At 58.2% G+C, this 19,186-nt stretch carries 16 protein-coding genes; 2 read left to right on the top strand and 14 right to left on the bottom strand.

Going from position 1 to position 19,186, the window contains the following annotated elements; translation table 11 throughout:
* Positions 1-16: 16 nt before the first annotated feature.
* From PUT78_RS13545 to ccoN, 7 genes are all read right to left on the bottom strand, one after another.
* Complete coding sequence (locus PUT78_RS13545) at positions 17-2,200, bottom strand: heavy metal translocating P-type ATPase (protein ID WP_274352802.1); 2,184 nt, start codon at positions 2,198-2,200, stop codon at positions 17-19.
* A 9-nt stretch (positions 2,201-2,209) separates the two neighbouring features.
* Positions 2,210-2,680: a FixH family protein gene (locus tag PUT78_RS13540; protein ID WP_274352801.1), complete on the bottom strand. Its 471-nt coding sequence runs from the start codon at positions 2,678-2,680 to the stop codon at positions 2,210-2,212.
* Entirely contained in the window at positions 2,677-4,107 is a 1,431-nt protein-coding gene (gene ccoG, locus PUT78_RS13535; RefSeq protein WP_274352800.1) for a cytochrome c oxidase accessory protein CcoG, read from the bottom strand. The genes PUT78_RS13540 and ccoG overlap by 4 nt, the downstream gene beginning before the upstream one ends.
* A gap of 372 nt (positions 4,108-4,479) precedes the next feature.
* Positions 4,480-5,400: a cytochrome-c oxidase, cbb3-type subunit III gene (ccoP, locus tag PUT78_RS13530; RefSeq protein ID WP_274352799.1), complete on the bottom strand. Its 921-nt coding sequence runs from the start codon at positions 5,398-5,400 to the stop codon at positions 4,480-4,482.
* A complete protein-coding gene (locus tag PUT78_RS13525) occupies positions 5,400-5,618 on the bottom strand; it encodes a cbb3-type cytochrome c oxidase subunit 3 (RefSeq protein ID WP_274352798.1) in 219 nt (72 codons plus the stop codon). Before PUT78_RS13525 ends, ccoP begins: the two co-directional genes overlap by 1 nt.
* Positions 5,619-5,630: 12 nt before the next feature.
* Positions 5,631-6,362 carry a cytochrome-c oxidase, cbb3-type subunit II gene (gene ccoO, locus PUT78_RS13520; protein ID WP_274352797.1) on the bottom strand — a complete coding sequence of 244 codons (732 nt, stop codon included), beginning with the start codon at positions 6,360-6,362 and terminating at the stop codon, positions 5,631-5,633.
* Between the two features lie 11 nt (positions 6,363-6,373).
* Positions 6,374-7,978 carry a cytochrome-c oxidase, cbb3-type subunit I gene (ccoN, locus tag PUT78_RS13515; protein ID WP_274352796.1) on the bottom strand — a complete coding sequence of 535 codons (1,605 nt, stop codon included), beginning with the start codon at positions 7,976-7,978 and terminating at the stop codon, positions 6,374-6,376.
* Positions 7,979-8,289: 311 nt separating this feature from the next.
* Here ccoN and PUT78_RS13510 point away from each other — a divergent pair, with 311 nt between their 5' ends.
* Complete coding sequence (locus PUT78_RS13510) at positions 8,290-9,129, top strand: universal stress protein (protein ID WP_274352795.1); 840 nt, start codon at positions 8,290-8,292, stop codon at positions 9,127-9,129.
* A 39-nt stretch (positions 9,130-9,168) separates the two neighbouring features.
* Here the strand turns inward: PUT78_RS13510 and PUT78_RS13505 are convergent, their stop codons facing one another.
* Together PUT78_RS13505 and fnrL are read right to left on the bottom strand one after the other, a co-directional pair.
* Positions 9,169-9,639: a hypothetical protein gene (locus tag PUT78_RS13505; RefSeq protein ID WP_274352794.1), complete on the bottom strand. Its 471-nt coding sequence runs from the start codon at positions 9,637-9,639 to the stop codon at positions 9,169-9,171.
* A gap of 152 nt (positions 9,640-9,791) precedes the next feature.
* Entirely contained in the window at positions 9,792-10,544 is a 753-nt protein-coding gene (gene fnrL / locus PUT78_RS13500) for a transcriptional regulator FnrL (protein WP_274352793.1), read from the bottom strand.
* Positions 10,545-10,600: 56 nt separating this feature from the next.
* On the opposite strand from fnrL, the gene hemN reads away from it, so the two are divergent.
* The gene (gene hemN, locus PUT78_RS13495) at positions 10,601-11,956 is read left to right on the top strand and encodes an oxygen-independent coproporphyrinogen III oxidase (RefSeq protein WP_274352792.1); all 1,356 of its coding nucleotides are present in this window, start codon (positions 10,601-10,603) and stop codon (positions 11,954-11,956) included.
* Positions 11,957-11,986: 30 nt separating this feature from the next.
* On the opposite strand, the gene PUT78_RS13490 is transcribed toward hemN, so the two are convergent.
* The 5 genes from PUT78_RS13490 to PUT78_RS13470 are packed head-to-tail and all read right to left on the bottom strand — an operon-like array spanning position 11,987 to position 19,104.
* Complete coding sequence (locus tag PUT78_RS13490; RefSeq protein WP_274352791.1) at positions 11,987-13,201, bottom strand: glycosyltransferase; 1,215 nt, start codon at positions 13,199-13,201, stop codon at positions 11,987-11,989.
* Positions 13,202-13,223: 22 nt separating this feature from the next.
* On the bottom strand, positions 13,224-14,828 hold the full coding sequence (locus tag PUT78_RS13485) for an ABC transporter ATP-binding protein (RefSeq protein WP_274352790.1): 1,605 nt from the start codon (positions 14,826-14,828) through the stop codon (positions 13,224-13,226).
* On the bottom strand, positions 14,825-16,030 hold the full coding sequence (locus PUT78_RS13480) for an ABC transporter permease (protein ID WP_274352789.1): 1,206 nt from the start codon (positions 16,028-16,030) through the stop codon (positions 14,825-14,827). Before PUT78_RS13480 ends, PUT78_RS13485 begins: the two co-directional genes overlap by 4 nt.
* Positions 16,031-16,033: 3 nt before the next feature.
* Positions 16,034-17,122: a microcin C ABC transporter permease YejB gene (locus tag PUT78_RS13475; protein ID WP_274352788.1), complete on the bottom strand. Its 1,089-nt coding sequence runs from the start codon at positions 17,120-17,122 to the stop codon at positions 16,034-16,036.
* 2 nt (positions 17,123-17,124) lie between these two features.
* Entirely contained in the window at positions 17,125-19,104 is a 1,980-nt protein-coding gene (locus PUT78_RS13470) for an extracellular solute-binding protein (RefSeq protein WP_274352787.1), read from the bottom strand.
* Between the last annotated feature and the right edge of the window lie 82 nt (positions 19,105-19,186).

Raw genomic sequence — 19,186 nt, 5'->3', positions numbered from 1 at the left:
TGGCATCATCCTTTCGTCATTTCAGCCGCAAGGCGTTCAGTGTAACTGTAATGGATGAAATCGACATCACAGCCGCCGCCCAGAGTGGCGTTGCAAAACCCAGCAGGGCTATGGGAACGAATATAATATTATACAGGCCCGATTGCACGAAATTCTCGCGTATGCGCCGGGTGGACTGGCCCGCGATCCGTATGGCATCGGAAATCGGCGCTATGTCACGGCCCAGAAGCACCATGTCCGACGCCGCGCGCGCTGCATCCAGCGCGGAAGCCGGCGAAATGGACACATGCGCGGCACTTAGCGCCACTGTGTCGTTCAGCCCGTCGCCCACCATAAGCACCTTATGCCCGGCATCCTGCAACGCGGAAATTCTGGAGGCCTTGTCCTGCGGCAATGCCTCTGCGTGCCAGTCCTGAATACCCAACCGCTGTGCCAGATCGCGCACCGCTGCGGGCGCATCGCCGGATACCAGAAGAACCGCCTTGCCCTGCGCCTGCAACCCCTTGACCACATCTTCGGCACCGGGGCGCAACATGTCGGTGAAAGTGAACGCATCACTCTGCGCGCCAATGCCCAGATACGCGGCAGTCATGTCACGTGGGGCCACGCCGATCCATGACGCGCGGCCCAGCCGCACGCGCTGGCCCTTCCAGTTCCCTTCCACCCCATAGCCGGGAATTTCCCGCACTTCATCAACCCGCGCAGGACGAATGCCACGGTCACGCAGCGCCCGCGCCAATGCCTGTGCCAGCGGGTGGGCGGAAGCGTCCGCCAGCGCAAGCGCCACACGGCTTTGGGTATCGGTATGAGCATCCAGATTGGTGGGCGCGGGTGTGCCCATGGTCAATGTGCCGGTCTTGTCAAAAACAACCGTGTCCACCTCTGCCAGCCGTTCCAGCGCTGTCCCGTCCTTGATCAGCAATCCCTTGCGGAACAGTTTGCCACTGGCGGCGGTCACAACAGCGGGCACGGCCAGACCCAGTGCGCAAGGGCATGTGATGATCAATGTCGCCGCCGCGATATTCACCGCCAGCCGCAAATCCCCGCCCGAAATATACATCCAGACAATAAACGCCCCGATGGACAGCAGCGGAATTGTCGGCGCATAGGCCCGCGCCGCGCGTTCTGCCAGTGTCGTATACTTGGTGCGCGCGGATTCGGCATTGGCGACCAGATCGGCCATGCGGTGCAGCGAACTGTCCTTGCCTGCTGCGGTTACACGCACGGTCAACGGCCCCGTCAGGTTCACTTCGCCCGCACTGAGGGCGCTGCCTTCGGCGGCATAAACGGGCAGGGTTTCGCCCGTCAGCAGGGAACGGTCAATTTCGGATTTACCCGCAGTGACCACGCCATCCACCGGCACACGCCCCCCCGGACGCACCAGCACCAGATCGCCGACCGCCAGTCCGACCACCGGAACCGTGCTTTCGGCACCATTCACCAGCCGGATGGCGCGCGGCACTTCCAGCGCGGCCAGTTCCTGCGCGGCAGACCGCGCCACAGCACGCGCGCGAAAATCCAGATACCGCCCCGCCAGCAGGAAAAAGATCAGCATGACGACCGCTTCAAAATAGGCGTGCTCGCCCGATTGCAGCGTTTCATAGATGGAAATGATCAGCGTCAGGATGATGGCAAAAGAAATCGGCGCATCCATATCCATGCGCCCCGCACGCACCCCCTTGAACGCCGCACGAAAAAAGGGCTGCCCGGAAAACGCCACTGTGGGAATTGCGATCAATGCCGAAATCAGGTGGAACATGTCACGCGTCGGCCCTTCGGCCCCCGACCACACGGCAACCGACAACAGCATGATATTCATCATAGCAAAACCGGCCACGCCAAGGCGCATCAGCAATTCGCGCCCCTGCTTGTCGGTTTCGGTCATCGACAGCGTGCCGGGGTCCAGTTCATGCGCATCATACCCCAGCCGGTCCAGCCGCGCGATGACGTCCTGTATGCCCACTGAAGCGGCGGCATCCACGCTTAACCGCTTCAGCGTCAGGTTCAGACGGGCTGAATTCACCCCCTCCATGCGGGCCAGGTCGCGTTCGATCGTGGCGATGCAGGCTGCGCAATGCGCTTCGGGCACCGACAGCAGCAAACGCGCATCGGGCAACGCGGCGCCACCGGCCAGCGCTTCGGCTGCGGGGGCCGCGTCACAGGCGGGACAGGCAGAGGGGCGAAAGGTTGCAGTGTTCATCAAGACATCCTAACGGACGTGTAAAACCACGCGCTGGCGAAATTCGGTCCCGTCCGCAGCAACCGCATGCATCCGGATATTCCAGTTGCCCGGCCCAATTTCCACCGGGGCGCGGTACGCGCCGTCGGTGAACCGGAAATCAGGCGTCTGGTCTGCGCGGACATGGGTGGCGGCACCCACAACGGCGTCCAGATGGGCGACCTGTACCGGTGTGCCCTGCGCATCAGTGATGGCAAGCTTCAGGTTCCCGTCTTCCACAGACGCCTTGACATCCCAGCCCAGCGAAAGCTGTGCCGCCAGTTCCTCGTTGAAATTCTGGCTGGCGACATAGGAGTTGTCCACTTCCAGCCCCGGAAAGGTGCTGACGGCATTGAACGCAAGGGTCAGGTTCGCGGCGAGGATAACCCCGAATGCCGAGACGGCGATGATCAACACCTTCGGTCCGGTCATGCGGAACCCTTTGCGTGCTGTTTCTGTCATTGGTTTCTCCCGTTGAATGTGGTGTCGGAATGCACCCGTTCGGATGTCCCCGACAAAGTTGCCCATATCCGCGCGGGTCGCCGGTCCGCTTGCGCCGAGTCAGTCTCGGGCGCGGCAGTCAGGTAAACCCGGAGCAAGGCCATCTCATCCGGTCCGACAGTCACCGCAGTGCCCTCCTCGCCCTCAATCGAAAGGCGCAGGTCGGGGTTTTCGGTCACTGACAGGACAAATTCCCGTGGTTCATGATACATGTTGCGCAACCGGATGTCATAGGCATTCCGCACTGTACCATCCGACAGCAGGATATGGGTGGGGTTGCGAATGGGCGACACGCTCATGTCCAGATCGGCGCGGATGAACAGCGCGACAATCAGCCCTATGCCGATGGCTGCCCAGATCGCTGTGTAAAGCACCGTGCGCGGGCGGAATACATGCGTCCAGACCGATTTGGGGTCTTTCCCGTCACGCTCTGCAATCTCATCCGACAGGGCCATGTAGGCAACCAGCCCGCGCGGTTTTCCGATACGGTCCATAACATCATCACAGGCGTCGATGCACAGACCACAGGTGATGCATTCCATCTGCTGCCCGTCGCGGATATCGATCCCCATCGGGCAGACATTGACGCAGGCCATGCAGTCAATGCAGTCCCCCTGGCTTGGATCAAGCTGGCCTTTCTTCAGTTTACCGCGTGGTTCCCCGCGCCAGTCACGATACCCGATAGTTATGGTATCTTCGTCCATCATCGCGGCCTGAATGCGCGGCCATGGGCAAGCGTAAATGCAAATCTGTTCACGAAAGAACCCGCCGAACAGAAAAGTGGTCATCGTCAGGACAAGGACAGTCAGATAGGCAATCATGCCCGCCTGCCCGGTAAACAGATCAACCAGCAGCGTCGGTGCATCCGCAAAATAGAACACCCATGCCCCGCCGGTTGCCATGCCGATCAGGAACCACAGCACCCATTTCAGGCCGTATTTGCGGACCTTCTCGAAATCCCAGCCTTTGCGGTGCAGGCGCAGGCGGGCGTTGCGGTCCCCTTCGACCCAGCGTTCCACCAAAATGAACAGGTCCGTCCACACAGTCTGAGGGCAGGCGTAACCACACCAGACCCGCCCCAACGCAGAGGTGAACAGGAAAAGCCCGATCCCCGCCATGATAAGCAGGCCCGCCACAAAATAGAATTCATGCGGCCATATCTCGATCATGAAGAAAAAGAAGCGGCGGTTGGCCAAATCCAGCAGGACGGCCTGATCGGGCATTTCTGCGCCACGGTCCCAGCGAATCCATGGAACCAGATAGTAAATCCCCAGCATGATGGCCAGAAGCCACCATTTCATCGTACGGAAATTACCGCTGACGCGACGCGGGAATATCGGCTCGCGTTTGGCATACAACGGTGCTGGTGTCTGTTCCTGGGAACTCATATTGATGCTCCGGCTATTGGCTGTTCTGGTGATCACACGCGCGGGCAGAACAAACCTTGACTTGAATCAATAAAACGCTTCCGCAATGCATCTTTTGACAAATTGCCGCAGCACGGCCCCATAATTCGCGGACGAGGGTTGCGCCGACCTTCAGGAACACGCGCGAACAGGAACGAAGGCCGACGCGGCCCTGTATGCCAGGGCGTGCCCGATCTTTGTCAAGGAATCCCGCATGCGACATTGATGCAGATCAACTACGTCCGGGCTTGGGATAACAGGCGGCAGGATGTCGCAATGCGGCGACATGCCGCTGGAATGACACAGGCCCCCGCATGCGCAGGGGCCTGAATCATATTGCCTGATGGGGTGGTTTTACTGGCCGCCCCCCAGTTGGTGGACATAGGCCGCCACAGCACGGATTTCCGCTTCGCGCAGACGGTTTTCGAAACCGGGCATCACCCCAAAGCGCGAATAATATACTGTTTCCCGAATGGCGTCGAAAGACCCGCCATACAGCCAGACCTGATTGTTCAATGCAGGCGCGCCAAGGAAGTAATCCCCTTCGCCCCCGTCACCATGACAGGATGCACAGTTGATCTCGTACAATTCTGCTCCGGCAGCGGCCAGTTGTGCGTCATGGTCCGCCCCCGACAGCGACAGGACATGGTTCACAACCTGATCAATCTCTGCATCATCCAGCAACCCGTCCCGACCGAAGGCAGGCATTTCCGACCAGCGCGCATCTGCAAAATCTTCGTTGCGGATACCCCAGGTCACGGTCGTCACGATGTCATCAAGCGTGCCACCCCACAGCCAGTCATCATCCAGCAGGTTGGGATACCCGGCCGCCTGAACACCGGCGCCGCCACTGCCGTGGCATTGCGAACATTGCGCACGGAACACTGCTGCGCCCGCATTCACAGCAAAACGGTGCAGTTCGTCATTGTCGCGGATATCTTCAAGATCAGTATCAACCAACTGGACGAAGAACCCTTCGTTGCGGGCCTCAAATTCGTTGATTTCGGCTGCGACATTCGCACGTGAAGAGTAGCCCAGCAAACCCGCGGTCGCGGATTTTATGCCCGGCCATGCCGGATAGGCGATCCAATACCCCACAGACCAGATAATGGTGATGATGAAGATCCAGACCCACCAGCGCGGCATCGGGTTGTCGTACTCTTCAATCCCGTCCCAGCTATGGCCAGTGGTCGCAACATCATTTTTCAGCTTTCTGGCCGGATCAGGATACTGCCGGGAGGCGGGTGTAACCTTGTTTTCAGAGTTGTCAGCCATCAGCGGGCCTCTTTCGGGTCAGTGTGACGCCCCTGGCGGTTGTCGGAACCGGCACCCGCTGGCTTGTCATCATTACGGAAAATCATGTTCGCAGATTCGTCGTGAACCTTCCTTGAACCGGGGCGCAGGATGAACACAAACACCCCGATGAAGAAGCAGAACATGAAAAGCAGATGCCAGCTATCAGCAAAGGCCCGCAGAAAAGTATATGTTTCCATTTTGCGTTCCCTTCACCTGTTGGCCACGGGCACGAATGTGTCGAAATCGACCAATGTTCCCAGCATCTGCATATAGGCAATGATGGCATCCATTTCGGTCACCTGATTCTGCCCGTCGAAATTGCGCTGCTGTGCCCCCGGATAGCGGTCCACAACACCCGGATCGCCGAAATCATCGGCCTGCGCAAAGAAATCACCCACCGCGTTGTCCAGCATCTCCTCGGTATAGGGATGACCAAGCGTGCGATACACCGCCATAATGTCACGCACATGTTCTGCGTCGGACCGGTCCAGCGTGCGGTTCAGCATATACGCATAGGATGGCATGATCGATTCGGGCACAACATCGCGCGGGTTGATCATGTGCTGAACATGCCAGTCATCCGAATAACGCCCCCCCAGACGGGCAAGATCCGGCCCCGTCCGTTTTGATCCCCACTGGAACGGATGGTCATACATCGATTCCGCCGCAAGGCTGTAATGGCCATAGCGTTCCACTTCATCGCGCATGGGGCGGATCATCTGGCTATGGCAGGTATAGCACCCCTCACGCAGATAAATTTCGCGGCCCGCGATTTCCAGCGGCGCATAGGGGCGCATGCCCTCGACCTTCTCGATGGTGTTATCAAGATAGAACAACGGCACGATCTGAACGATGCCACCAATGGTGACGACAAGGAAACTCAGCACCAGCAAAAGCGTGGCATGCGTTTCGATTTTCTTGTGATGATCAAGAAGTCCCATCACGCCCTCCGTTATTCAGCGGGCACTGCGGCGGCGCGGGCGGGTTGTCTTTCCGCCGTGCTCGTCACAGTTTTCCACAGGTTATAGCACATGATGATCGCGCCCAGCAGGAACAGAACCCCACCCAGCCCGCGCACCACGTACATCGGGAACTTCGCAGCAACCGTGTCAGCGAACGAATTCACAAGGAAACCCTGCGCATCAACTTCGCGCCACATCAGACCTTCCATGATGCCGGTCACCCACATCGAGGCCGCGTAAAGAACGATCCCGATCGTGGCCAGCCAGAAATGCCAGCTTACCAGCCGCAGACTGTACAGCCTTTCGCGTTGCCACAGTCTCGGCACCAGATAGTAAAGCGCGCCGAAGGTGATCATACCGTTCCAGCCCAACGCACCTGAATGCACATGGCCAATCGTCCAGTCAGTGTAATGCGACAGGCTGTTGACCGCCTTGATCGACATCATCGGCCCTTCAAACGTGGCCATGCCATAGAAGCCCACAGCCACCACCATCATGCGGATGATCGGGTCGGTGCGCAGCTTGTCCCAGGCACCCGAAAGCGTCATCAGACCATTGATCATACCGCCCCAGGACGGCATCCACAGCATGATCGAAAATGTCATGCCCAGCGTCTGCGCCCAGTCGGGAAGTGCGGTATAGTGCAGATGGTGCGGACCGGCCCAGATATACAGGAAGATCAGCGCCCAGAAATGCATGATCGACAGTTTATAGCTGTAGACCGGACGCTCTGCCTGTTTCGGGATGAAGTAATACATCATGCCCAGGAAACCCGCCGTCAGGAAGAAGCCCACAGCGTTATGGCCATACCACCACTGGATCATGGCAGATTGTACACCAGACCAGACAGGAATGGATTTCGACCCGAATACTGAAACCGGAATCGCCGCGTTATTGACAAGGTGCAGCATCGCAACTGTGACAATAAAGGAGATGTAGAACCAGTTGGCCACATAGATATGTGGTTCACGACGGTTGATGACCGTGCCCATATAAACCGCCAGAAACGCAACCCACACGATAGTCAGCCACAGGTCAGTCAGCCATTCGGGTTCGGCATATTCATTCCCCTGGGTTGACCCCAGAACATAGCCTGTTGCGGCCATGACGATGAAAATCTGATAGCCCCAGAACACGAACCATGCCAGACCGCCCCCCCAAAGCCGCGCGGCGGATGTGCGTTGAACGACATAAAATGCCGTGGCGATCAGGGCATTGCCCCCGAACGCGAAAATCACCGCCGAGGTGTGCAGCGGACGCAGACGCCCGAAATTCAGATAGCCTTGCGCCCATTGAAAGTTCAGGTCCGGCCAGGCCAGCTGGAATGCGATAACAACCCCGACCAGAAAACCGACTACCCCCCAAAAGGCCGTCGCAACCACGCCAAAGCGAACGGGGCCATCCATATATTCATTCGGATTCGCCGCCGAAACCGGCTCTCCGGCACGGCGGATCTGCCACACGAAGGTAATCGCTGCTGCAAGCATGATCACCAGCATGTGGACCAGATAAGGCAAATCGCGTGCCATGCTGGCAGCAATCGCAGCGACAACCACGACAACCCCCAGAACAGCAAGCTTCAAGTAGTCCCACATGATCTGCGTCCCTTTTTATCATCCTGCCACCTTACTAACGATAGCACGGACAGTTTTGCATGGTGCGTTTTGTCACGGGATGCTGTCAAAAACTTTGATTCAGGTCAATTTCAGCGCCTGAAATCATTTGCTTCAGATCAATGTCTGGCGTGCGGAATTCGGGCATGCTGCAGGGGTCTTGCCCGCGAAGGGTGAAGCATCTTGTGACGAACCGGATGTTGCATTGCGGTGCAGGGCGTATGATTCTGCGCCTGTGCTCGTAACAAACGCTTGTCCGTTTTCCGCGACATGCTTCAGGAAAGGAGTTTACGATGCCATATAAATCGCTGGTTACCTTCATCGCTTCCGAAACGGGGCTTCAGCCCCTGCTGCAATCCGCAATCGCCCTTGCCCGACGGCTTGATGCCCATCTGGAAGTCTGCTGCATGGGTATCGATTCAACCCAAAGCATGGGATTCTATGCCGGGGCACCCGCGATCATCTATCAGGATTCGCTTGATGCGGCCAAGGCAACCGCCAATGCCCTGGAAGAGAAGGCGCGCGAAAGCCTGCGCGGCAGCGATATCCGCTGGGGCACGGACAGCGCGGTTCTGTCGCTGGGCGGCATCACCTCCTATGTTGGGCTGAAAGCACGGTTTTCTGATCTGGTCGTGCTGCCACTGCCCTATGGTCCGGGGCGCGGTCCACAGGATGAGGTGATCATCGAAGCGGCATTATTCGAAGGGGACGCGCCCGTGCTTGTGCTGCCCGAACCTGGCCCCAACCTGCCGGAATTCAACAAGGTGGTTCTGGCATGGAACCAAAGCGACGAAGCCCTGCACGCCACACGCGCAGCGCTGCCGATCATGAAACAGGCCGATCTGGTGAACACGGTCATCATTGCCCCCCCATCGCATGGCGCGGAACGGTCCGATCCCGGCGGGTTGCTGGCGCAGATGCTGGCACGGCACGGAATTCAGGCGGATGTGTCCGTGCTGGCGCAAACCTTGCCACGCACCAGCGATGTGTTGCGCCGCCACCTGAATGATCAGGCTGCTGATCTGCTGATAATGGGGGCCTATGGGCGATCGCGGCTGCGCGAAGCCATCCTTGGTGGCACCACACGCGACATGCTGGCGGACACGCCTTGTGCGGTGTTTCTGGCGCACTAAGCATGTTGCGCAGCCGAGGACCGGTTTTGCGCCGATGCGCTATGGCTGGCCAGCGGGCGCGGGTTGCAACCCGCGTCGGGCCATTTCCATCTGCAAAAGGGTCATGGCATCGTGAAAGAAGTCTGTGGTGGGGCGACCGGCAGCATGGTCAAGATCGCGCGCTGTGATACGGGCATACGCTATCAGCTCCGCATCCCCCAGCAGGGCAATACCGCTAATGAAGGTGCGGAACTCCGTTATGGAATAAGTCCGCAACCCGGTGGGCATAGACATCACATCATCTGGCGGGGGGTGCATCCGGACGGCGGACACGGCGAACATGACCGCCGGACCGGATGCCGTGCCGGATTTGCCCGGAACCAGTGCGGTAACCACAAGACACAGGATGGCAAGCATCTGCACAACCATACCACGCCCTGAAAACTGACCTTGCCCGTCACGCTGCGCGGCCACAGTCTGATTCTGGTCATACGACACCAGATCATCAAAATCCGAATCCCAATCGAACATCTGTTCCCGCCCAACGCGCCAATTCAACCCTAAGTGTAAAGATGACTTCACAATGGTTCGATGGCGACAAGGCGCAAAAATTGTGTTGATTCCATGGCGTATGGTGAAAATGAATGGGTTACGTACCCATTATTCTTCAGGAAATCGGCGAATCAGACCAGAAAACCACCATCCGAATCATCGCCGGTTTCTTCCAGAAGCTGGTCAAAATCGGGGATGATGATGTGGCGCTTGCCTTCTGTCATGATCAACCCTTGCTTGCGCAAACTGGACATCTGGCGACTTACGGTTTCCAGCGTCAGGCCCAGATACTCGGACATTGCTTCGCGCGTAAGCGGCAGGTCAAAACGCAGTTCACCATGCGTCTGGCTAAGTTGCAGGGACGCATCCCGCCGCGCAATGATGCATAACAGGCTTGCAATCTTTTCGCGTGCGGTCTTGCGCCCAAGAAGCAACATCCATTCACGTGCTGCGTCCAGTTCATCCAGCGTCATTTCCAGCAGGCGCTGGGCGATATGCGGCGTGCTGAGCATAAGTTCTTCAAAAGGTTTTCTTCGAAAACAACACATCACCAGATTCGTGGCCGCTGTGACATCATAGGCGGATGTGCTGCGTCCGGGACGACCCGCAAAATCCGATGGCAGCAAAAGACCCACCATCTGGCGGCGCCCGTCTTCCATGGTCTGGCTAAGCGTTGCGATGCCGGTCACGACGGATGCGACAAAATCCATGTTGTCACCGGCCCAGACGACAGTCTGCCCCGCTTCAAAGCTGCGATAATACTTGATGTTCTCAAGAACCTGCAATTCATCGGCTTCGCAGCGTGCGCAAACCGCTCGGTGGCGAATAGGACATGCTGTGCAGTCATGTCCGATCGTCTGCAATTTTGGCTTCACACGGGTCATGATTTTTTGATCTACATCAAGGATGTTTCATTTGATTACAAATATATCCTACAGCCATGTCATATCTTTCGCAACTTACTAAGCTTGGACTGTTTGACGCGCGTGTGCCGCGTTACACCAGCTATCCGACCGCACCGCAGTTCGGGACCGGCCTGAGCGAGGGTGTATTCACGGGCTGGATCGGGCAAATTCCGCCCGGAAGCGAGGTGTCGCTTTACCTGCATGTGCCCTTTTGCCGCAGATTGTGCTGGTTCTGCGCATGCCGCACCCAGGGCACCAGCAGCAATGCGCCCGTGCTTGCCTATGTCGATTCGCTGCGCGCGGAACTGGAACTGCTGCGCGCAATATTGCCCGAAGGGGTGCACCTGTCGCGGCTGCACTGGGGTGGCGGCACGCCCACGCTGCTGCCCGCTGCGCAGATGCGTGAACTTGCGGCGCTGGTATTCAGCATAGCACCACTGGCCGATGGCGGCGAATTCTCCGTCGAGATTGACCCGAACGAAATCGATGACGAACGCCTTGATGCACTAGCTGCAGCGGGGATGAACCGCGCATCCATCGGGGTGCAGGATTTCGACCCCGAAATCCAGAAAATCATCGGCCGCGACCAGAGTTTCGAGATTACCAAGGCGGCCGTTGACGGGTTGCGCGCGCGCGGAATTGCCAGCCTGAACGCCGATATTCTGTATGGGTTGCCCCATCAGACGCCCAAACGGATTTCCGATTCAGTCCAGAAACTTCTGTCCCTGAACCCCGACCGTGTCGCGCTTTATGGCTATGCGCATGTACCATGGATGGCGCGGCGTCAGCAGATGATTCCATCCGAAACCCTGCCACGCCCCGAAGAACGGCTGGATCTTTTTGACACGGCGCGGCGGTTGTTTCTGTGGGACGGGTATGACGAAATCGGCATCGACCACTTCGCCCGCCCCCATGACAGCATGGCCAAAGCCGCAGCCGCAGGAACATTGCGCCGCAATTTTCAGGGCTATACCGATGACACATCGCCTGTGTTGATCGGGCTGGGTGCGTCGTCGATTTCGCGCTTTCCACAAGGCTATGCACAGAACGCGCCTGCAACAGCGGACTGGAAGAAAGCCGTGCATGCGGGGCAGTTTGCGACCGCGCGCGGACATATCTTCACGCCTGCCGACATCTGGCGCGGGCGCGCGATTGAATCGCTGATGTGTGATTTTGCCATCAATCGCAACGAACTGGTTCAGGATTTCAACGCCAGCCCGGCTGAAGTTGATGCTCTGTTTGATCTGGCAGTGCAGAAATATGGCGAATTCGTCCAACGCACGTCAGACGGGTTGCAAATCCCTGCAGAAGGCCGCCCGCTGACGCGCATCATCGCCACCATTTTCGACGAATACGCCATGGCGAAGGCAGGCCATAGTTCAGCAGTCTGACAAAACCGCAAGGTTGGCCGCGCTTCGCAATCATCCGCCTTCGACAAATTTGACAAGGCGCGGCAGGCAAATCCGCTTCAGGTCATAGTTCTCAACAATTGCGCGGCGGGCATTCGCACGCATCTGGTCATAGCGATGGGGGGCTTCCAGCGCATCAATCAGCATCTCTGACCAGTGATCAATGTCGAAAAAATCCACCAGACGACCGTTCCCGCCATCTGTGATGACCTCTTCCACCGGGCCGGTGCGCGATGCAATGACACAGGCGCCCATGCTCATGGCTTCCAGCAGGGACCATGACAGAACGAAAGGCACTGTCAGATAAGCATGCACACGGCTGATGCGCATGATTGCAACGAAATCACCATAGGGCACGCGCCCGGTAAAATGCACACGCGACATATCCAGCCGCCCGCCCAGTTCGCGCAGAAACTGGTCTTTCCAACTGCCGTGGCGGGGCGCGGCCCCGTAACTGGCGCCATCGCCACCGACGATAACAACATGCGCACCCGGTCGCGCGGCCAGAACGTCCGGCAAGGCCCGCAAAAAGATATGCACCCCCCGGTAGGGTTCCAGATTACGGGCAACAAAGGTCAGAACCTCGTCACCGGCATGCAGAAGCGGCCCGCCCGGAACCTGATAATGCGCAGACCGGTCCGGGGTCAGAGAATCAGTGTCGATGCCATCATGGGTGATGGTGATCTTATCCCGGAAAACCGGCGGAAAGCTGTCAGCCTGCCATTCTGTCGGCGACAATGCCGCATCGGCCTGCACCATGGACAGCGCCAGATGGGCTTGACGTGCCACAACGGAAAACTGCCCGCCAATGTCACTGCGGCTGAATTCAGGGTCAAACCCCACATCCAGCCCCTTGGTCGCGTAATAGAATTCCGCATATACCAGATGGCGGGCATCCGGCCAGACTTCACGCAGGAACAGGGTTTCCCCCCAACCGGAATGCCCGAACACCACATCTGGGCTGAACCCTATATTGTCGCGCAATTGTACTGCCGCACGCGCGGCACGGTGGGCGCGATCCGTCATCGCGGTATAGGTGGTGCCCAGACGCGATTGCCGCGGGTCGGGCGCTGGGTCGGGCATGGGGTAGCGATAGCTGCGCAACGGCGTTTGCTGGGTATTCTGTTCTGCGGTCAGCGCGATGACATGATGCCCGCGCTGCGCAAGTGTCGGGGCCAGATGCCTGAACTGACCGGGGAAATTCTGATGCACGAACAGTATTTTCATCACCCCCCCCTTTTTGCCGGTATCAGGCGGCGCCAATCGCCGTGATATCAAAGGCAGCAGCGAGCAACTGGCGTGTATATTCATGGCTTGGGGCGTCGAACACCTGATCAATCGGCCCGGCTTCGACCACGTCCCCCTGTTTCATCACCATCACCTTATGAGACAGCGCGCGCACAACGCGCAGATCGTGGCTGATGAACAGATAGGCCAGCCCATGCTTGCGCTGCAGATTGCGCAGCAATTCGACAATCTGAACCTGCACTGTCATGTCCAGCGCCGATGTCGGTTCGTCCAGTACCACCAGCTTCGGGCGCAGGATCATGGCGCGGGCAATTGCAATGCGCTGACGCTGCCCGCCCGAAAATTCATGCGGGTAGCGTTCCATGGTGGCGGGGTTCAGGCCCACTTCCTCCATGATTTCGGCGACCAGTTCGCGCGACGACCGCCCCGATGGCACACCATGCACGCCCAGGCCCTCGGCAATGATCTGTTCGATTGTCATGCGCGGTGACAGGCTGCCGAACGGGTCCTGAAACACGATCTGCAAATCGCGCCGCAACGCGCGCAGATCCTTGAATTTTCGCCCTTGAATATCTGCACCGTTGAACACAATCGGCCCCTTGCTGGAAATCAGCCGCAGGATGGCCAGCGCCAGCGTTGTCTTGCCAGACCCGGATTCGCCCACAACGCCCAGGGTTTCGCCCGCATGCAGGGTCAGGCTGGCCTGATTGACCGCCTTCACATGGCCCACAGTGCGGCGCAGAAACCCGCGCTGGATAGGAAACCAGATGCGCAGCCCGTCGGTTTTCAGGATTTCGGGCGCATTTTCGGGCACGGGGTCAGGCGTGCCGGTTGATTCCGCCGCCAGTAATTTGCGCGTATACGGGTGCTGGGGGTCCGCGAATATCTGCGCAGTCGGGCCTTGTTCAACAATTTCGCCCCCCTGCATGACACAAACCCGGTCAGCAAAGCGGCGTACAATGTTCAGATCATGGGTAATGAACAACAGACTCATCCCCTCAGCGCGTTTCAGATCCACCAACAATTCAAGAATTTGCGCCTGAATGGTGACATCCAGCGCGGTGGTCGGTTCATCTGCCACCAGCAATTCCGGCCCGTTGGCCAACGCCATGGCGATCATCACCCGCTGCCGCTGCCCGCCCGACAATTGGTGCGGATAGGCCGACATGCGGCTTTCGGCATCCCGAATGCCAACCTTGTCCAGCAATTCCAGCACCCGCGCGCGCGCCGGCGCCCCCGACAGCCCCTGATGCAGGGTCAGGCTTTCGGTAATCTGTTTTTCGATCGTGTGCAGCGGGTTCAACGAGGTCATCGGTTCCTGAAAGATGAAACTGATATCATTGCCCCGCACTTGCCGCAGAACCTTGTCGCTTGCGCCCACAAGTTCGCGCCCCTTGAACGTGACCGACCCCGCCACCTGCGCGGAATCCGGCAACAGGCCCACTGTGGACAATGCCGTGACGGATTTCCCCGAACCGGATTCGCCCACAATCGCAACGGTTTCGCCCTTGTCGACATGGAACGACACCCCGCGCACAGCGGGCACCGCATGGCCCGCCTGCGTGAAGGTTACGGACAGGTTTTCAACAGCCAGAATACGCGTCATGAAAAGGTCTTTCGCGGGTCGAAGGCGTCGCGCACGCCCTCAAATATGAACACCAGCAGCGACAGCATGATCGCAAAGGTGAAGAAGGCACTAAAGCCAAGCCATGGCGCTTGCAGGTTATTCTTGGCCTGAAGCGTCATTTCCCCAAGGCTGGGTGCCGATGACGGCAGACCGAAGCCCAGAAAATCCAGCGCGGCAAGCGACCCGATAACACCGGTCACAATGAAGGGCAGGAATGTCAGCGTGGCCACCATCGCATTGGGCAGGACATGGCGGAACATGATCGTGGTGTTGGACACGCCCAGTGCGCGTGCGGCGCGGACATATTCGAAATTGCGCGCGCGCAGGAATTCCGCGCGGACCACGCCCACAAGACCGGTCCAGCCAAACAGCGTCATCAGGAACACCAGCAACCAGAAATTCATCATGACCATCGAGGACACGATAATGATGATGTAAAGCGACGGCACCGATGTCCAAAGTTCAATCACGCGCTGGAACAACAAATCCAGCAGCCCCCCAAAAAATCCCTGCACCGCCCCCGCGGCAATGCCGATCACCGATGTCAGCGCCGTGACCACCAGCGCGAAGGTGATGGACAGGCGGAACCCGTAGATAATGCGCGCCAGCACATCGCGCGCGGTGCCATCCGTGCCCAGCCAGTGGCGGCTTTCGGGCGGCGACGGGGCGGCGCGGCCAATGTCATTGACGGTGTTATAGGAATAGGGAATCAGCGGCCAGACCATCCAGCCCGCGACAATTTCCTGCCCGTCCACCATGCCGGTTGCTTCGGCCTGTTCCATTGCTTCGCGCGGGGCATCAAGGCACAGTTCGGCCCCGCCTGTTTGGATCAGGCATTGCACTTCACTGTCGCGATACACAGCCTCTGTCCTGAAATCCCCGCCGAAGGCCGTTTCGGGATAGAAATTATGGATCGGAAAGTAATATCCGCCGCGGTAATTGATCACGATGGGCCGGTCATTGGCGATAAATTCGGCAAACAGCGAAAGCCCGTATAACACCAGCAGAATGATCAAGGACCAGAGCGCGCGGCGATTGGCCTTGAAATTGTGCCAGCGCCGCTGATTCAGTGGCGACAGGTTAAACCCGAAGCGGCGCTTGCGTTGGGGCAGCGCTTCGCCCCCGTCATGGTTTTGCGCGGCGGGGGACGTGTGGATCAAAACATCTGTGCGATGGTCCATGGGCTATGTCTCTCGCGATTCGAAGTCGATGCGCGGGTCGATCCAGACATACATCAGGTCGGAAATCAGCCCGACAACCAGCCCGATCAGGCTGAACACGAACAACGTGCCGAACATCACCGGATAATCCCGCGCAACCACAGCTTCAAACGCAAGTCGCCCCAGACCATCCAGCGAAAAGATGGTTTCAATGATCAGCGACCCGCCAAAAAACACGCCTACAAACACCGCAGGAAACCCTGCAATGATGATCAGCATCGCATTGCGGAACACATGACCATACAACACGCGGCTTTCCATCAGGCCCTTGGCGCGGGCAGTGATGACATATTGTTTGCGGATTTCTTCAAGAAAGCTGTTCTTGGTCAGCAGCGTCAGTGTGGCAAAGGCAGAAATGGTCGATGCCAGCACCGGCAGGGCGATATGCCAGAAATAATCCAGCACCTTGCCAATCGGGCTTAGTTGGTCCCAGACTTCCTGCGGTGATGTCAGCCCGCGCGCCGGAAATATCTGCCAGTATGACCCGCCGGCGAACAGAACCAGCAGCAGGATTGCGAACAGGAAGCCGGGAATCGCATAGGCCACGATGATCAGTCCCGAGGTGAAACTGTCAAACCGCGACCCGTCGCGCACCGCTTTGCTGATACCCAGCGGAATCGAGACCAGATAGGCAATCAGCGTGGACCACAGCCCGAGGCTGATGGAAACAGGCAATTTTTCAATCACCAGATCCACCACAGAGATGGAGCGGAAATAGCTTTGCCCGAAATCGAAGCGCATGTAGTTCCACATCATATGGATGAAACGTTCCAGCGGCGGTTTGTCAAAACCGAATTCACGTTCAAGCTGGGCGATATATTCCGGCGGCAGGCCGCGCGCGCCGGTATAGCGCTGATTTTCCATCGCGCCGACATTCACATCGGCCCCGCCCCCGTCAAATGCGCCGAACACATTGCCTTGCCCTTCCATCTGAGCAATGACCTGTTCAATCGGGCCGCCGGGCACAAACTGCACAAGGAAGAAGTTGATGACCATCACCCCGAACAAGGTCGGGATGATCAGGGCAAGCCGTCGCGCAATATAGGCGCCCATGATTACCTCAATGCTCCAGCGGCGCGCAGTTCAGCGGCCCGCTCGGCATTGAACCACCAGAAATCCATATAACCTGTGGAAAACGGTGGCGTTTCGTCGGACGGGCGGGCAAAAATATCCCAATGGGCCACCCAGACCGTATCGTTATAATATGCGGGAATCATGAAGAATTCATGCCGTAAAACACGGTCAAGCGCCATCAGTGCAGCGTCGCGTTCTTCCGGTGACGGTGCCATCAGCGATGCATCAATCACGGCATCCACAAGCGGGCTTGCCAGACCGGCAGGGTTGAACAGGCTGAATTCAGCGGCTTCCGACCCATAGCGTTGATGCAGCCCTGTGCCGGTATCCATGAACGCGCCATATTGGTCGAAGATGATGTCATAATCGCGGTTGTGCCGTCGGTCGGTGTATTGCGCCGCATCGATACGCTGGAAACGGGCATCTATGCCCAGTTGCTGCAGGTTCTGGGTAAAGGTTTCGACCAGCGCTTCCATTGTCGCCGACCCCGCGCTGGACACGGGAATTTCAATGGTCATGCGTTGCCCGGCTTCATTGCGCAGCACACCATTGGCGTCAATGCTCCAGCCCGCGTCATTCAGCAGGCGCGTAGCACTGCGTATATTGCTGCGGTCAACCAGCCGTTCCACGCTGGATGTATGCGGCATGCGCGCAGGCTGTGTCAGGATTTCTTCGGGAACCAGATCGCCAAGCGATTGCAGCAATTCCAGCTCCAGCCCTTCGGGCGGGCCATCCGCCTGCAAGGGCGTGCCCTGGGTAAAGGATGCGCGCTGCTGGAACAGTCCGAATTGCAGCGTCTGGTTTGTCCATTCGAAATTATAGGCCAGCGCAATCGCTTCGCGCACGCGCCTGTCCTGCAGGAATTCACGTCCCAGATTGAACACGAACCCGGATGCTGCGGGCGGTGTGCCGACCGGCAGTTCATCACGCACGACATGCCCGCGTGTCACTGCCGGAAAATCATAGCCCGTCGCCCATTGGCGCGAATTATTTTCGGACCGGAACGTATATTCGGCGGTCTTGAACCCTTCAAACGCGGCAGCGCCATCGGCGAAATATTCAACGCGGATCACATCAAAATTATGCCGCCCGCGATTCTGCGGCAGGTCACGCCCCCAGTAATCAGGGTTGCGCCGATAAGTGATGCTGCGGTTCACCTCAAAGCTGTCGAGCATATAGGGGCCAGATCCGGGAGAGGTGATCATACGCGATTGATCCAGCCGCGCGCCGGTTTCTTCATACCATTTCTGCGAAAAAACCGTTGTGCTGCCGACCTGATCAATCAATGACCGGCGCGAAATGCCTTCGGCGAAGGTGAATTTGACGGTATGGTCATCCAGCGCCTCTGCACCTGTGACGCGCGCGCCTACGCCTTGGGCATAGGATGGCAGACCCTGTTCCAGAAACAGGTTATGCGAAAATACCACGTCATGTGCGGTGACAGGTGTGCCATCGGAAAAACGCGCTTCGGGGCGCATGTGAAAAATCACCCAATCCTTGGTTTCGGGGTATTCCACCGTATGCGCCAGCAACCCGTAGCTTTCGCCATACACATCTGCCGGAACCCCGCCACCGCCCATCGGTTCGGATGTTTCCAACAGGCTTTCATACATCGATGATGACAGGTAAGCCGGACGACCGACACGGGTAAAGGGGTTCATCGAATCGAACGTCCCCTGCCACGAGATCGAGATTTCGCCCCCCTTCGGTGCATCCGGATTGACATAGTTGAAATGCTCGAAATCCGGCGGATAGGTCAGGTCGCCATAGAATGAATACCCATGCGCGACAATGATCCGGGGTTCAGACGCCTGCGTTTCAGGTATTTGGGTTTCAGGGCGGGCCGGGCTGGCCCATAGGGCCGCAAGCAATAATCCCGCTGCGGAAACCTGAACAACATGGCGGATGGACAGCAATCCTGCCGTCCCGACTGCCGGTTTTGTGTCGCGTCCCTGATGCATTGAAACCCTCCGTGCTGTGCTGGCCGATTATTGTTTTCCGACCGCGCCTTGTTGGCATTATTCAGCTTTTCTGCGCCCCTGT

The organism is Roseinatronobacter alkalisoli (assembly GCF_028745735.1).
GTDB classification, from domain to species: Bacteria; Pseudomonadota; Alphaproteobacteria; order Rhodobacterales; family Rhodobacteraceae; genus Roseinatronobacter; species Roseinatronobacter alkalisoli.
This window is presented reverse-complemented; position numbering and strand designations above follow the sequence as displayed.

Excerpts from the sequence above, each read along its gene's own strand:
- PUT78_RS13545 (WP_274352802.1), bottom strand. The coding sequence starts at position 2,200 with ATGAACACTGCAACCTTTCGCCCCTCTGCCTGTCCCGCCTGTGACGCG.
- PUT78_RS13540 (WP_274352801.1), bottom strand. The coding sequence starts at position 2,680 with ATGACAGAAACAGCACGCAAAGGGTTCCGCATGACCGGACCGAAGGTG.
- ccoG (WP_274352800.1), bottom strand. The coding sequence starts at position 4,107 with ATGAGTTCCCAGGAACAGACACCAGCACCGTTGTATGCCAAACGCGAG.
- ccoP (WP_274352799.1), bottom strand. The coding sequence starts at position 5,400 with ATGGCTGACAACTCTGAAAACAAGGTTACACCCGCCTCCCGGCAGTAT.
- PUT78_RS13525 (WP_274352798.1), bottom strand. The coding sequence starts at position 5,618 with ATGGAAACATATACTTTTCTGCGGGCCTTTGCTGATAGCTGGCATCTG.
- ccoO (WP_274352797.1), bottom strand. The coding sequence starts at position 6,362 with ATGGGACTTCTTGATCATCACAAGAAAATCGAAACGCATGCCACGCTT.
- ccoN (WP_274352796.1), bottom strand. The coding sequence starts at position 7,978 with ATGTGGGACTACTTGAAGCTTGCTGTTCTGGGGGTTGTCGTGGTTGTC.
- PUT78_RS13510 (WP_274352795.1), top strand. The coding sequence starts at position 8,290 with ATGCCATATAAATCGCTGGTTACCTTCATCGCTTCCGAAACGGGGCTT.
- PUT78_RS13505 (WP_274352794.1), bottom strand. The coding sequence starts at position 9,639 with ATGTTCGATTGGGATTCGGATTTTGATGATCTGGTGTCGTATGACCAG.
- fnrL (WP_274352793.1), bottom strand. The coding sequence starts at position 10,544 with ATGACCCGTGTGAAGCCAAAATTGCAGACGATCGGACATGACTGCACA.
- hemN (WP_274352792.1), top strand. The coding sequence starts at position 10,601 with ATGTCATATCTTTCGCAACTTACTAAGCTTGGACTGTTTGACGCGCGT.
- PUT78_RS13490 (WP_274352791.1), bottom strand. The coding sequence starts at position 13,201 with ATGAAAATACTGTTCGTGCATCAGAATTTCCCCGGTCAGTTCAGGCAT.
- PUT78_RS13485 (WP_274352790.1), bottom strand. The coding sequence starts at position 14,828 with ATGACGCGTATTCTGGCTGTTGAAAACCTGTCCGTAACCTTCACGCAG.
- PUT78_RS13480 (WP_274352789.1), bottom strand. The coding sequence starts at position 16,030 with ATGGACCATCGCACAGATGTTTTGATCCACACGTCCCCCGCCGCGCAA.
- PUT78_RS13475 (WP_274352788.1), bottom strand. The coding sequence starts at position 17,122 with ATGGGCGCCTATATTGCGCGACGGCTTGCCCTGATCATCCCGACCTTG.
- PUT78_RS13470 (WP_274352787.1), bottom strand. The coding sequence starts at position 19,104 with ATGCATCAGGGACGCGACACAAAACCGGCAGTCGGGACGGCAGGATTG.